We start from the raw sequence: 14,802 nt of genomic DNA on the forward strand, positions 1-14,802 counted from the left end.
TCGGTGGCGGCCGTAGCCGCCACCTTGATCGTTTTCCTTACTGTGAGAACGGAGCGCCAGTGGCTCGCGCTTGGGTTCGTCGACCGCTCGATCGTCGCCGCGATGTGGATCGCGGCCATTTTTGTCATGCTGGCGGTCGGCATGACGTGTTGGCGATATTTGCGCATTCGATCCGTGAACAGGCGCTAGGCGCGCTAGGCGTCAGCGCGTCGTGGGAAGCGTCTGGCTGGGAGTCGACGGGGACGCGTTAGCTTTGCTGTAGGCCCGCAATATGATCGACATCGGCTCAGGGAAATCGGGATAGGCCCAGAGACCCGCTTTCGACCGGCGCGCTAAATTCTCGGCCTCGGCATAAGCCTGATGCACGGGCCGCCCCTCGAGCGAAGTCGAGGCGACCGCGTATCCGAGAGTGACGATGGACATACCGAGGTCGACGCGAGACCCTTTGCTTTTTCCAGACGCCATCTGAAGCGAAGCAGATAACGAAGTGCGTCGTGTCGCCTGCGATCTGCGCCGCGGTGTAACAAAGAGCTTCAAGTCCCGAATAAGCGCGACGAGCATAGCAAGGCTCGCCTCGCCGCAGTCGCGCTTCAAGCCGTGCTCATTGGTGAAAAAGGTGCCCCGCAAGCAGGACTGCACGCCATAGAGGCGATATCGCTGTCCTTGATGCGCCCACGTAATCGCCAGTCTCGAATGTCGCGGTCTCGGGGATAGGAAACCAGCGCGAATCGGTGGCGCGAGTCTGCGCCCCGGACTGCGACGTCCAGCAGAAGCACAACGCAGCCCCAAAAATCGATCGCCATGCCAACGATTTAGCTGCATATTCCATTATATTGAACGCCGATCACTGGTTAGGCTGCCCGTAGACCCAAGGATATTCGCTCTTCGATCCGGCGCTCGGCCCTGTGGTCAAGCCATTGGCAGGACCGCCAGCACTCTGATTTTGTTGGCTGTTCGAATTAGCGCCCTGCATCGCTTCGGCGCAAATTCCGACCGCGAATCCGTATGCCTGCATAACCAGTGCCTGTTGCATTATAGGCACGCAATACGGAATTGAGGACCAGGAAGGGTTGGTGGCGGCGCCGCAGAGAAGCACTTTGCAGGCAAAGCTTGCGTCTTGTGCGTGAGTCATAACCGGCTGTATTAGACTGCATATCGATGCCGCAATAACGATTTTTTGGGAAACTCGACCTCGACATGAAAGCCTCCGTACGTGGAGCTTGCGCCGGACTCATTTGAATGTATAACATATTTTTTGTTATTAGCGAGCGGCGGCGGCCATGCGGCGATCGGTTCGAGCCATTTCATTGATCTTATTCGTTCCTACCGCTCTCGCGGCGGGGAGTCCGATTTGCGCGGCGCGCGGGATCGCTTCGAGGCGACGGTCGACAGTTCGGGAAAGGTTATCCCGGGGCGGCAAGTTTCGGGAGCGGTCGAGCGATTGAGCGAGAGCGCGCCGGTGCACTCTCCTTGCGCAACGTCGCCCATTTCGCGAGAGGCTGCTCGATCCCTCGTCGAACAGATCGCGAGAGAGGAAAACTTCTATCCTGATTTTGTTGTCGCGGTTGCACGCGCGGAAAGCGATTTTAGGTCGGACGCCTTGTCGCCGAAGGGCGCTGTCGGCTTGATGCAAATCACGCGGGACACGGCAGAGCGATATCAGGTCGATATCTGCGATCCTTCGGAAAATGTGCGGGGCGGTATTCGCTTCCTTCGTGATCTTCACGGCCGTTACCACAACCCGCTCTTTATCCTGGCCGCATACAACGCCGGCGAGGCCGCATTGGCGGAACATGGCGGCGTGCCTCCGTATCCCGAAACGGTGAAATTTGTCGCCGATGTCCTCAACGACTTTTACGACTGGGAAAAGGTCGTGAAGACGCACGGTCCCAAGGCTGCGCATGTTGCAGCGAACAGGATCGAGCGGAATGCGTCGCATTCGCGTCGCGGTGAAGTTGGAACCAGTGACGAAAGGTGGAAGTCCGGGTTCGTCTGGAACGCCGAGTAGGTCGGAACCAAATGAGAGGAACAGCTATGTTGAAATCATTTCCTTCGGCCGTTGCGAAGCGATGCGCGGTCATCGCAGCTTCAATCGTCTTGAGCGTGACGCCGGCGTTTGCGACGGGCAATCTGGCGCCCGTGCAATCGACGCTGCAAACGCTAGTTTCGGTTCTGACCGGCCAGATTTCGACGTCACTTGCGGTGTTGGCGGTCATCTCGCTCGGCTTTTTCGCCTGGGCAGGGCGCCTGACATGGCCATCGCCGGCTCGGTGATTTTCGGAATCGTGCTCGTGTTCGGTTCCGTCCAAATCGTCCAGTTCTTCCAATCGGCGGTTGGACAGTAACCAAATCAGAAGCAGCGCCGCTCCTTGGAGCGACGCTGCTTCTGCGCTGCGATATCGATCGGAGTGATATATGAACACGGATGATCTCGAAAAGCCTATGACGGTCCCGCTCGTGCGCGCACTCACACGCGCGCCGACGATCAAGGGCGTGCCGCAGGACTATTTCTGGGCCGAGTGTATTTTTACGGCGGTCCTGTTTCTCGCGACGCACAATCTGATGATGCTCGTCAGCATCATACCGCTCCATCTTTTCGGCTATGTGGTGACGCTTCGCGACGATCGCATATTCTCGATCCTTTTTGTCCGATTTTCACGTTGCCCTCCACGCTCCAGAGCATTTTGGGGTTGCGACTCCTATAAGGTTTGATCGCGATGTTGAGCGCTTTGAGAAACGAATTGACCTTTGGTACCGTCTCGCGTCGCGAGCTACCCGTTGCGTCGCATCTCCCCTTTTCACGGCACGTCGATGATTGGATTATTCGGACGAATAAAGGGCTGTTGATGACGTTCCTGAAACTGGAGGGGTTTTCGTTTCAGACAGCGGACTGGTCTGACATTAATGTTCGGATGCACGGACGGAATGACGTTGTGCGCGCTCTTGGCAACAGCCGCTTCGCAATTTACTCACACATCATTCGCCGCGAGGTCGAGCCGAAGATCGAGTCGACCTTCGATAACGCCTTGTGTCGCGAAATCGATGAACGATACGACGCAGCCCTTGCAAAGCGTCGTATGTTCGTGAACGATATTTATTTGACCATCGTGCGTCGCCCGCTGCAGGGACATGCGGGGACGTTCGAGGCAATCGCCCAGTCCGTTATGGGAAAGAAGACCAAAGGCGGCGACTCGTACGAAGAGCAAGAGGCGATCTCGGAGCTCAAAGATGTCGCCACGGCGATCCTCTCGGCCTTGGGAGCTTATCGGCCTCGGCAGCTGCGTGTGATCGACAGAGAGGGATCATGGTTCTCGGAGCCGCTAGAGTTTCTTGTTCAGCTCGGAAACGGAGCTATTCCACGGCCTATGCATTTGCCCAGGATGCCGCTGAACGAGGCGCTCGCGACGAAGCGGATTTTTTTCGGGCGTAACGCTTTCGAGCTTAGAGGTGGATCATCGCAAGACACGCGCTTTGGCGCGGTTATTTCTCTCAGAGAATATCCCGCTCTGACGGGTCCAGGGTTCCTCGACAACCTTTTGACGATTCCGCACGAAATAGTGGTGACACAGAGCTTCGCAATTATCGATCGGCCTGTGGCGCAGTCCCATATCGATCGCGTTGCGAGGCAAGTGGATATGTCGGATGAAGCCGGGTCGATCATCGCCGAGCACCTTAACGACGCGCGGGATGAGCTGCTGGCTTCGGAAGCGATTTATGGACAGCATCACTTCACCGTTGTTCCTCTCGGTGCGACGCTGAAAGAAGTCGACGCTGCCGTCACCGCCGCGGGCGCAGCTCTTACCGATCGGTCGGTGATCTGGATACGCGAAGACCTGGACATGGAGCCGGCCTTTTGGGCGCAGTGGCCGGGAAATTTCTCGTATATCGCGCGCAATTCAATCATCAGTTCGAAAAATCTCGCCGGCTTCGTCTCGTTGCACAATTATCCGAGTGGGTCGCCGCAAGGCAATCATTGGGGACCGGCGATCTCGGTGTTTCAAACCGCGTCGCAGACAGCGTATTTTTATAATTTCCACGTCGAGGATTTGGGCAATTTCACTGTAGTCGGGCCTTCGGGTTCAGGCAAGACCGTGTGGCTGTCCTTCATCGCGGCGCAGGCACAGCGGGTCGCGCCGCGTCCAAAGCTCATCTTCGTCGACAAGGACAGAGGCGCGGAAATCTTCATTCGAGCGCTGCGTGGTCAATATGAAGTGCTCGATCCGGGTACGCCGACCGGTTTCAATCCGCTGACTTTGTCGGACTCTGGCGAGAACCGCGAGTTCCTGTTCCGGCTGTTTTCTTTCATGCTCGCGCCGCGACGTGAAGGCGGCGCGGGTGGTCTGACCGCGACGGAAGAACAGGTGATCCGCAACGCTATCAAGACAGTCGTATCCGGTCCGGCGAAAGGCCGGTCATTGGAGGCGTTCCAATCATTGCTGCGGGGTCGGATTCAGGCGGGGGAGGGCGATCTGTCCACCCGGCTCGAGCCGTGGATCAAGAAGGATCAGAAGGGCTGGCTCTTTAACAACGAGGAGGATCACTTTTCGGTCTCACACATTTTCGGTTTCGACATGACGAAGGTGCTGGACGATCCGATCATCCGCACGGCCGCGCTACTTTACATATTCCACAGAATCGACGAGCTGCTGGACGGCACGCCGCTGATGCTCTTTCTCGATGAAGGGTGGAGGCTGCTCGATGATGACGTTTTTGCTTATTTCATCAAGGACAAGCTGAAAACGATCCGTAAGCAGAATGGAATTGTCGGATTCGGAACGCAGAGCGCCTCCGACATTGTGCGTTCGAAGTCCGCGGCGACATTGATCGAGCAGACCTCGACGAACGTGTTTTCCCTAACGCAAAAGCCGATGACGAAAGTTACCGGAACGCATTTCGTCTTTCAGAACGGGAAATCCGTTGGATCAGAGAAACGACGCCGGAGGCGCGGTCGTTCTTGATCAAGCACGGTGGAGACTCTGTGATCGCGAAGCTCGATCTCGGCTCGATGCCCGATCTCATCAAGGTTCTTTCGGGACGCACATCGACGGTCGCGGAACTGCATACGCTCATTGATCGCGTCGGCGATGATCCCGACGTCTGGCTGCCCATCTTCACTGGACGGAGCGCAACATGAGAGTTTTGCGACTGAGCGCGTGTTTTTTGACGTTAGCCGTCGTCGACGCTCGCGCGAATGTGCCGGTCGAAGACGCGGCGCAATTGACACAGAAATCGCAGACGCGGTCGGAGACGGACAAGATGGTTCCTGTTCAACAAGACCAGAATAAGAAGCAAAAGGGCATTAATTGCGCGACGCACACGGGCCAGCAAGGAAGCGCGCGCGATACGACGAGCTCCCCGAACCAGAGCGCCGGCACGCAAGCGGTAAAGCAATATAATCCAGATGCGGCGGCGCCGGTCTCCGGCGCCGCCGGTCCGCAGCTGGCCGTGCAAACGACGGAGTCGGCGGCGGCGAAAGTCGTCGCCGGAAATATGGCCACCCAGACGACGGTCACGACCACAGGTCCGGTATACCAACAGGCGTCGGCGTATGCGGGACAGAGCGCGACGATTATGGCCGGATACGACGCCAATTCTTCGGGCGGCGTTCAAAACGGCATCAGTTGGAACCAGGTGATGGCGACGGCCAATCTCTGGGTCGAGGCGTACAACGCCATCAACGTCGCGCGCGTGTCGGGCTTCAGCCAAGGCGCGCAGGCGATGCGGTTCACTCCCTGGGCGGTCGCGATTGCGCCAGCGAATTCGGCCTGTGGCGTCGGCCATCGCGGCAATGGGACCGCCGCCGACCCCTGCATCGCGACGTCGAGCTCCGTGTGCCAGTCGCTGAATGACGGCGGCTGTTGGGAAAGGCGGTATGTCGACGGGGCCGGCAATATCGTGGTCTACCTCGAGAGCGTCAGCGCGTCCACGCAATCGCTTTCTTCTCAGTCGCAGTGAAAGGAACACGATCATGAGACGGGTTTATTTCAGCTTGCTGTGCGGCGTGGCTCTTGTCGGCGCGGCGCACGCCCAGGTGCCTGTGATCGACAATGCGAATTTGACTCAGTCGCAACAGACGGCGGCGAACACGCAACAGATCCTGTCGACCGATAAAGACATTCTGTCGAATGTGCAGAAGACGCTGCAAGCCGTGACCGGGGATCGTTCGTCGATCGCGCAAGGATCGCTCGCGAATATGGCGCTCGGAGGCGGCGGCTTTTCGATGGGCAACGCGCCGTCGCTAGGGTCCGTCATCTCGGGAGGCGCACTGTCTTTCGCGGGATTGGGCGGTAATTCTCAGTCCGTCATCTCGACCCTGATTAACGGCCTCAATCTGGTGCAATCGCTGTCGGGCATGAGTTCGGCCCTGCCCACGGACAAAGCCTACACCTCCTCGATGAATACGGCGGCGACGATCGTCGGGCTCATCACATCGACACAAGGGACGGTGCAAGGCGCCAGCGGCGCCTACAGCTCCGGCGCAAGGCAGATCGGAAGCTCGCCGGATGTGAAGGGCTCGATCGACCAGAATTCGCAGATCCAAGCGCAGAACGGTCAATCGATCATCCAGTTGAATGGGACTGTGAACACGGCCGCGGCGGCCGCCAATCAGGCCAACCTCGACCGCATCGCGCAATTTTCAGCGGCGGCGCGAGCGATGCAATTCAAGCCTTACGGACAATAATGATGGCGAAGACAATAGGTCGTCTGGCGCTGGCTATCGCTATCACGGCGACCGTGAGCGGTTGCGGCTATAAGCCGCTCGAGGCGCCTTGCTCGATGAGAGAGAGCGGCGGGCCTCTCGTGACGCCCGGGCGTGAGGAACCGGCGCCCAACGGCTCGGGCGCCGTTCAGACGCTGTTTTACGCGGAGCCGCTGAAACCGGTTCGATACGGTCCATTCGTCGCGGCGCGGAAGAACGACGATTGTGGGCCGTTGAGGCCGATTAACGCCGGAGCATTGCGATGACGGTCCTTCAAAATTGTCCGGCCACGAATTACGGCTCGGGACTCCTGCCGACGATACTGTCTAACGTCGACCAGACCGGTTGCAACTACGTGCAGGGCGCTTTTCAGGAATTGGCGCGCAGCGTGACACAGAACGGTCCCGGTGGGCTATCCGTAGCCACGCTGATGCTCGCCGCCTATGTGATTTTTTGGGGTTACGGCATATGGGCCGGGACGGCGACCGGAACGGCGACAGATGCGGTCTTCCGGCTGTTTCGAGCATTCGTCATCTACACGATCGCGACGACTTGGAGCGATTTCACCGCTTTGGTCTACGGCCTCTTTAATGACGGCCCGACGGCGATCGGCAATCAGCTCCTGACCGTGGGCAATAATTTCACCTACAGCTCTCCTAACGCCGTGGTGTCGGCTTTGGAGAATATCTGGAACCAGATATCGAAAGGCTTCCAGCTTCATTGGACATGGTCTCTCGAATCCTTCGCGGCGGCTCTCGTCGGGCTCGCCTGCGTCGTCATAGTCGCGCTGTTCCTAGCCGTGTCCCTGTTCACGATCATCTTGTCGAAGGTCTTTTTATGGTTGCTGCTCGGACTTGCTCCGATCGTGATCCTTCTGCTGCTGTTCAGCGTGACGGGACGCTATTTTTCGGGGTGGCTGAACGGCGTGGCCATGTATGCGACCCTTCAATTGCTGGCTTACGCCTTTCTCGCCTTTTATCTCACAGTGACGAAGCCGATCTTCGACAATCTCCAGAACGCGCTGAATAGCGGAATGGTGGATTGGACCGCCTTGGCGCCCTTCTTCGTCGTCGGGCTCACCGGGTTGTTCCTCGCCGCGCAATTGCCGTCGCTGGCGTCGACCGTCACCGGCGGCATACCGCTCTACGCCGCTTCTGTCGGCGGAGTTTGGCGGTACGCTGTTGGATATGCGGCGGGGGCATTGGGTGGCGCCGCGGGTGGGGTGTATCGAGCTCGCTTGCCCGGCCGGCTAGGAGAAAGCGGAGGCTGGAACCTGTCATGGCGCGACCAAAATATTCGCGCGCGACATGATCGCATCTATGGCCGGCAGGCGTCCGACATTCTCGCAAAGAAAATGGACCAGATTTGAGCGGGCGCACCGCCTCTCGGCGCGCTCGCGGGAACAATGCATTTCCGTGAGATTTAGACATGACAGCGGGAGATCGCAACGAACGTCTTGTGCATTGAAAGCCGTTCGGATGGAAGCGCGGCGATGTTACGATTTCGAGGACAGACATGAAGGATGATGATGACGGTCCGCCGCGCGTGAAGCAACGCGACGATTTGAGAAACTACTATGGCGAGGGGGCGAGCTGGGAGGAGGATCGCGCGCGGTGGCAGAGAACGTCGATGTCGCTCGCCTGGATCATCGCCACGGTGATGAGCGTGATCGCGCTCGGCTCCATCGCGGCTCTGGCGTCGATGGTCCCGCTGAAGACGTTCGAGCCCTATGTCATCGAGGTCGACCGCTCTTCCGGTTTCGTCGAGATCAAGCGGCCCCTTGCCGATGGAGCTCTCTCGCAGGACGAAGCGATCACGATGTTCAACGTCGTGCGTTATGTGAAGGCGCGCGAAACATATGACCCCAAGGCGCTGAAGAGCAATTTCGATCTCGCGCAATTGCTCTCGACTGGAGATGCGTCACGAGACCTCACAGAAATTTTCAGCCCGGCGAACCCGCGAAATTTGGTGAAGCTCTACGGAACGTCGACGGACGTGTCGGTCGAGATAAAGTCCGTCACATTTCCGAATCAGAAGACTGCGCTGGTGCGTTTTTCGACCGATGAGCATTCGTCCTCGAATGTGGTGCATCGCGACTGGGTGTCGCTCGTGAGGTTTCGCTACTCCGGCACGCCGCTCTCGAACGGGATGCGCTTCGATAATCCCTTGGGCTTTCAGACGACGGAATATCGTCGCGATCAAGAGACCGTTCCTGCGGTCGGCGCCGCGGGGGGGCCGAAGCCATGAGAGCACGTCGTTTGACGACAATTGCGCTACTCGCATGGGTCGAAGCGGGAGGCGTACCAACGGCGCGGGCCGAGCAGGCTCCCTGGTCGGGTCGGTACGACGCCCGGGTGAGGGAAATCAGCTACCGACCGGACGAGGTCGTCGCCGTGAACGGCTCCTTCGGAGTTTCGACGATGATCGTTCTCGCTGAGGATGAGAAGATCGAGTCGATGGCGCTCGGAGACTCGATCGCTTGGAAGGTCGAGCCGAACAAGGCGCAGAACATCCTGTTCGTGAAGCCCGTCGAGAAGGACGCGCTGTCCAATCTGAATGTCGTGACGACGAAGCGGATATACAGCTTCATTTTGCGATCCGGCTTTCGGCAAGGAAAGGACCAGGTCTTCAAGATTCGCTTTCGCTTTCCCGACGACGAGGCCGACGCGAAACTGCTGGCAGTGGCCAAAGAGCGTGCGGCCTATCCCAATACGAAGAATTTCAAGGTCGCGAATGCGAACAGCGATTACGCCTACAAGGGGTCGTCGCTTTCAAAGCCCGTTGCGGTGTTCGACGATGGGGTGAAGACGTGGTTCCGGTTTACGGCGGACCAAGAGACGCCCGCGATTTTCGCGGTGGATCGCGAGCGCAAAGAAAGCGTCGTCAATTTTCATAAAGAAGGCGCATATCTCGTTGTGGACAAGGTGAACTTCCAATGGACGTTGAGGAACGGACAGGAAGTGACCTGTGTCTTCAATCGACGCCTGTTCAATACTTATGAGCCGACTGGCCTCGAGCCGTACGCGCCGCAGCGCGCGGCGGCGAGCCAATGACGTTTTCATTTCGAAACAGACGAGGCGAGAATGCCGACACCGGATGAATATCGAGCGAGGGAGCTCGAAAACGCCGCGCGAAGCGGAGTGGAGCGCTCGTCGAGCACCACAGGGAACTTTGTGAAGGTTGGCGTGCCTGTTGCGGCCATCGCGTTCGTCGGATGGTTAGTCTATTCGTCGCAGCATCAGACGACCAAATCCATGACGACGCCGGAGAAGGAGGATTTCGCGACGACGAAATATCCGGCGCCGTCGATCGACCTTCCCGCCACGGATCTCGGGAAAGTGAGTCTCCCGCCACCTCCGCCCGATCCCCAGACTCCGCCCCCGCCAGTGGCGCCGCCATCGGCCTTGGCGCCTCCTCCTTTTCCAGAGCCGCAGCTAGTGGATGACGATTCCGAGGCGCGCAAGCGCGCTGCGGAAGAAGAGAGGCTCAAATGGCAGCGTCTACGTGCGCCGCAACTGGTTCTCGACGGCGGGATGGGGAATGCGAAAGCGCCAGGGGCGGAGAATGGAGGCACCGTCGGTGGAGGCGCGGCGGCCGACGAGGACGGCAATCGTCGGTTTTTGGCGAGCGCCGGATCGGCCGGCGTCGAAAAGTCGGTCGCGACGAAAAATGATCGAATAGACGCGCTCGTGGCTCAGGGGACGATGATCCGAGGCGAGCTGCTGAGCGCCATCCAGAGCGATCTGCCCGGCTCGGTAAAGGCGATCACGAGGGAGGATACATATTCATTCGACGGAAGGAGAGTGCTCATACCGAGCGGATCGACGCTGCTCGGCGAATATCGCTCTGGTCTAGCTCGGGGACAGACACGCGTTTTTGTCGTTTGGACTCGGCTTCTTCGTCCTGACGGAGTTTCTGTTCAGCTCGGCTCGATCGGCACGGACGACCTTGGTCGAGCGGGCGCCCCGGGATTTGTGGACGAACATTACGTCGAGCGTTTCGGCTCGGCCATCGCGCTCAGCGTCATCGGCGGGGTCGCGCAGTTCGTTTCGACTCTCGGGCAACAAAGCCAGCTGAATAACAATCAAACACAGAATTACACGTACACAGATCCTGTGACCGGCGCCCAGACGACAATCTCGTCCCAGCCCAATCAGAATTTGCTCAACGCACGTCAGATCGGCGCGCAACAGATTTCTCAATCCTTGACCAGGCTGTCGGAAGAGGCCTTGCGCAATTCGATCAACATTCCTCCGACGATCTACGTGGACCAGGGGGAGCGGATCGTAGTCTTCGTGCGAAGAGACCTCGATTTTTCGGCGTTCTACCCGGACCCTGTCAAGGAAGCGCTACGGGAGTTGAAACGTGAACGCGAAGCCAAGGCTCGTCGATAACACCGTTGACGCAAAGACCATCTTCCTCGATCAGGCATTGTCGCCAATTAGGCGCTGGCTAGATGACGATTCGATCGTTGAGATCGTCGCCAACGGACCTGGCGTGCTCTATGTCGAAGTGATGGGCGACTCGGCGATGCGCCGTGTCGAATGCAGCGAAGCGACGGGTGAATGGTTTCGACATCTCGCGGAACGTGTCGCCGGCTATTCCGCTCAGAGTGTAAATAGCGAGCACCCGTTGTTGTCTGCGGCGCTTCCGGGCGGGGAGCGGTTTCAAGGCGTGTTGCCGCCGGCGACCACGGACGGGGGCGGCTTTGCGATCCGCAAGCAAGTCATCAAAGAGTTGACGCTGGACGATTACCGTAAGATGGGCTCGTTCGATCGCGCGAAAGTGTCCAGCGCTCATGAATTGTCTGCCGTCGATGTGTCCCTGTGCGAGGCGTTAGACTCGGGGCGCATAGAGGATTTCATTCGCATAGCGGTCCGCGAACGGTATTCGATCCTTTTGTCAGGCGGAACGTCGAGCGGAAAGACAACATTCTTGAATGCAATTTTGAAAGAGATACCCCTCGACGAGAGAATCATTACGATCGAGGACACGCGCGAGGTGAAGCCCTTGCAGCGGAACTTTCTACCTCTCGTCGCTTCGAAAGGCGATCAGGGCCAAGCGCGCGTGACGATCGAGAGCCTTTTGCAAGCGGCAATGCGTTTGCGGCCAGATCGGATTTTTCTGGGCGAAATTCGTGGGTCGGAGGCGTATTCCTTTTTGAGCGCAGTGAACACGGGTCATCCCGGATCGATCACTACGATCCATGCGGACAGTCCATCAGGGGCCTTCGAACGATTGGCGCTGTTGGTGATGCAATGCGGTCTCGGGCTGCGGAAAGACGAGATCATATCCTACGTCCAATCTGTCTTGCCGATCGTTATCCAGCAAAGCCGGATTGGTGGCTGGCGCGGCACGTCGGAAATCTATTTTTCTCGAATGGCCGCGTGGCAAGGACGGAGGGGGTCGAATGCTGCGAGTTTGGGCCGATAGGATCGGACTCTTTGTCGTCACCACGATCGTTGCTTTCGTCGTCTGGATCGTCGCCTATGAGATTACGGTCGGGGCGAGACATAACCCGCGTGATCCGAGCGACGGAAAAAGCCGCTGGGCGCTCGTGCAACAACAGTTTTCTGGGCGCGATATGTCGTCGCTCGGCGCGGATACTGTCCTGCTTGCGCCGTCGCATTTCTGGCGCAGAGTTCAATATCCAGGCACGAGAGACGAGGCGCTGAAGCGGGGAGGGATTGCCGTCGGCGTCGTGTTCGCGATCGGCGCCGCCTTGTTCATTCTCACGAAGACGATGGCGCCGGCGAAGCACAAAGGGGATGCGAGCTTCGGCACAGTGCTGGATGCAGCGAAGCGGCGGATGACAGGAAAGCGCGGAATTATATTGGGCGTGCTGAACGGCGGGTTCATTCGAAACGCCGATCCGGCGCATCTTCTGATTGTCGGACCGACGCGTTCCGGCAAGGGCACCGGGTTCATTCTTCCAAACGGCTACGACCATGACGGCTCGTTCGTATTTTGGGACGTGAAAAGGGAAAACTTCGATATTTTGTCCCGGTTCCTTCGCGACAAAGGCGTGAAGGTGTTTCTGTTTTCGCCCGGTTCGGCGAGCACGCATCGGTACAATCCGCTCGATTTCATCCGGCGTGATGAAAACATGCCGACCGACTGCATGGTGGTCGCGGGATTTCTCGTTCCCGAGCGTGCTGACGACACATGGTCGGGCTCTGCTCGTATGCTGCTGTCGACTTTGATCGGTTATGTATTGACTTCCCCGAATTGCGAAGGCTCACGTCACCTCCGGGGCGTCGCGAGGATGACGACGACGGGCAAGGACGTTTCGAGTCTGCTCGCACGGTTGGTGAAGAGCGAAGGCCCCTTGTTGCCGCGCTGGATCGTCGATGGGTTCAATCAATATGTCGCGCTCGAGCCGGAGACGCGCAACAGCGCCGTGTTCAACGTGAACATGGCGATGAACCCGTGGAACAATCCTCTCGTTTCCGCGTCGACGGCAACTTCGGATTTTGATCTGCGCGAGTTCCGTCAGCAGAGGATGGCGGTCTTTGTGCATTGCGGCCTCGCCGAGCTCGTTTCTTTCCGGCCGGTGATCCGCATCATGTTTCAGCAGATCCACGACTTGATGATGAACAAGCGGCCGTCGCCGGAGGAACGGCATGAAGTGTTGATCATGCTGGACGAGTTCTACCACCTCGGCCGCATGGATTCCTTGATAACGAAGATCACGATCTCTGCCGGATATAAATTTCGTATGGCGATCATCATACAGTCGCTGTCGCAGCTCGACGAGCTCTACGGTAAGGCGATCCGCGCGTCGACGCTGGCGGGATCGCAGGTGAAGCTGTTTCTGGCGATCGACGATCTCGAGACGGCGAACTACGTGTCTGAGCTTCTAGGCGATCGAACGATCAAGGTCGTGACGCCAGTGCGACGCGCAGGGGCAGGATGGTTCACGAGCTCGACGGAGAACATTCACTACGAAGCACAGCCTCTCCGCAACCCGCAAGAATTGCGGGAAATGGACCCGCGCGAGGCGATCCTCGTCGTTCGAAGCGCGAAGCCTTTCGTGCTGCGCATTTTGCGTCACTATGAGGACTCGCCGTTTGCGAAGTTCTATGCGCGATACCACGAGGCTCCGATGCCGCTCCCGCAGCTGGAACGGTGGAAGGATCGCGATATGGGGCCGCTTCTCGCCGGGCGAGGAACCGAGGACGCGAAACCGGATAAGCGACCTGTGGCGACTGGATCAGATCACGCGCTCCCGGAGGAGTCGGGCTATGTGGCGATCGACGGCGACAATGAGCCGCCTCCAGAGCCGGATTCCGATGTCCGCGCCGCGCGGCCGGCGATCGGTGGGAATGAGCCGGCGGCCGTCGTTCCTTCGGCGGAAACGGCGAAGATCGACGACGTCGAACCGTCGAAGGGGACGAGTGAGCCACAATTGACCGTTGACCAATTGTCCATAGGCGCTGTCTTGAAAGCGGTCGAGGGTGTTCAAGCCGATGACGGGCAAAAGGTGATCGAATTGTTGGACGCGCTCATCGAGGGTGGGGTCATGGAAGACAGAGCGCTGCTCGAGTTGAGAAATCTGCTTAACAAGCAAATGGACGAGGTCCGGGCTGCTGCATAGAGATCGAAGAGTCATGGGCGGACGCTGCTTGCAAAAGTAGCCCGGTTCATTGAGAGCGCCTGACGCTTCGAGCGCCGAGGCTATACTGAAGTGAGACGACGAAAGGATTGTGGAATGCGTAAATTTGCACAGGCTCTCGTAATTACGGGGTTTGCGTCCGTTTCTCTGTCTGCGTGTCAATCGGTGCAAGAATCTGCGGCGAACGCTGAATATACTTGCGAAGCCGCAGGACTGAGACCAGGGACAAGGCGCTTCGAGCGATGTGCGCGCGTGAACTATGCGCAAAATCGCGCTCAATCGGACCAGGCGGCTGCTGCGGTGGCCACGGCCGCCGCGGCCGGTGTGATAGGCGGAGCCGTGATCGGCGCAGCGACGGCGCCGCGCTATGGCTACTACTACGGGCCTTATTATCGGCCATATTGGTGAGCTTCCTGAGAGTGGAGAGGAAACGTGAAAAAGGCCCGCGATTGCGGGCCTTTTTTCGTCGATTCGGGCTGTCGCGACG

The 14,802-nt window shown here is 58.5% G+C and carries 14 protein-coding genes and 1 pseudogene; all 15 read left to right on the forward strand.

What is annotated here, in order from left to right; all coding sequences use genetic code 11:
* The coding region (locus tag IY145_RS25370; RefSeq protein ID WP_210332880.1) for a hypothetical protein at window positions 1–189 on the forward strand (189 nt) is incomplete at its 5' end.
* A 1,024-nt stretch (window positions 190–1,213) separates the two neighbouring features.
* A complete protein-coding gene (locus tag IY145_RS23320) occupies window positions 1,214–2,008 on the forward strand; it encodes a lytic transglycosylase domain-containing protein (RefSeq protein ID WP_312030647.1) in 795 nt (264 codons plus the stop codon).
* A 26-nt stretch (window positions 2,009–2,034) separates the two neighbouring features.
* Window positions 2,035–2,345, forward strand: a pseudogene (locus IY145_RS23325) (TrbC/VirB2 family protein).
* A 70-nt stretch (window positions 2,346–2,415) separates the two neighbouring features.
* Window positions 2,416–2,712 carry a type IV secretion system protein VirB3 gene (locus IY145_RS23330; RefSeq protein WP_196410701.1) on the forward strand — a complete coding sequence of 99 codons (297 nt, stop codon included), beginning with the start codon at window positions 2,416–2,418 and terminating at the stop codon, window positions 2,710–2,712.
* Between the two features lie 29 nt (window positions 2,713–2,741).
* Window positions 2,742–4,958, forward strand: coding sequence for a VirB4 family type IV secretion system protein (locus tag IY145_RS23335; RefSeq protein ID WP_312030648.1), 2,217 nt, complete (start codon window positions 2,742–2,744; stop codon window positions 4,956–4,958).
* Window positions 4,959–4,978: 20 nt separating this feature from the next.
* A complete protein-coding gene (locus IY145_RS26370) occupies window positions 4,979–5,134 on the forward strand; it encodes a hypothetical protein (protein ID WP_312030649.1) in 156 nt (51 codons plus the stop codon).
* 122 nt (window positions 5,135–5,256) lie between these two features.
* Window positions 5,257–5,955, forward strand: coding sequence for a hypothetical protein (locus tag IY145_RS23340; RefSeq protein WP_196410702.1), 699 nt, complete (start codon window positions 5,257–5,259; stop codon window positions 5,953–5,955).
* Entirely contained in the window at window positions 5,873–6,682 is an 810-nt protein-coding gene (locus IY145_RS23345; protein ID WP_246722408.1) for a type IV secretion system protein, read from the forward strand. Before IY145_RS23340 ends, IY145_RS23345 begins: the two co-directional genes overlap by 83 nt.
* Window positions 6,683–6,962: 280 nt before the next feature.
* Window positions 6,963–8,069 carry a type IV secretion system protein gene (locus IY145_RS23350; protein WP_196410703.1) on the forward strand — a complete coding sequence of 369 codons (1,107 nt, stop codon included), beginning with the start codon at window positions 6,963–6,965 and terminating at the stop codon, window positions 8,067–8,069.
* A gap of 146 nt (window positions 8,070–8,215) precedes the next feature.
* Window positions 8,216–8,947, forward strand: coding sequence for a virB8 family protein (locus tag IY145_RS23355; protein WP_196410704.1), 732 nt, complete (start codon window positions 8,216–8,218; stop codon window positions 8,945–8,947).
* The gene (gene virB9 / locus IY145_RS23360; RefSeq protein WP_196410705.1) at window positions 8,944–9,753 is read left to right on the forward strand and encodes a P-type conjugative transfer protein VirB9; all 810 of its coding nucleotides are present in this window, start codon (window positions 8,944–8,946) and stop codon (window positions 9,751–9,753) included. The genes IY145_RS23355 and virB9 overlap by 4 nt, the downstream gene beginning before the upstream one ends.
* 30 nt (window positions 9,754–9,783) lie before the next feature.
* Complete coding sequence (virB10, locus tag IY145_RS23365; RefSeq protein WP_196410706.1) at window positions 9,784–11,094, forward strand: type IV secretion system protein VirB10; 1,311 nt, start codon at window positions 9,784–9,786, stop codon at window positions 11,092–11,094.
* The gene (virB11, locus tag IY145_RS23370; RefSeq protein ID WP_312030650.1) at window positions 11,066–12,133 is read left to right on the forward strand and encodes a P-type DNA transfer ATPase VirB11; all 1,068 of its coding nucleotides are present in this window, start codon (window positions 11,066–11,068) and stop codon (window positions 12,131–12,133) included. The genes virB10 and virB11 overlap by 29 nt, the downstream gene beginning before the upstream one ends.
* Window positions 12,134–12,401: 268 nt before the next feature.
* Complete coding sequence (locus IY145_RS23375) at window positions 12,402–14,297, forward strand: type IV secretory system conjugative DNA transfer family protein (RefSeq protein ID WP_196410707.1); 1,896 nt, start codon at window positions 12,402–12,404, stop codon at window positions 14,295–14,297.
* 270 nt (window positions 14,298–14,567) lie between these two features.
* On the forward strand, window positions 14,568–14,723 hold the full coding sequence (locus tag IY145_RS25935; RefSeq protein WP_246722409.1) for a hypothetical protein: 156 nt from the start codon (window positions 14,568–14,570) through the stop codon (window positions 14,721–14,723).
* Window positions 14,724–14,802: the final 79 nt, after the last annotated feature.

This window comes from Methylosinus sp. H3A (genome assembly GCF_015709455.1).
Classification (GTDB): domain Bacteria; phylum Pseudomonadota; class Alphaproteobacteria; order Rhizobiales; family Beijerinckiaceae; genus Methylosinus.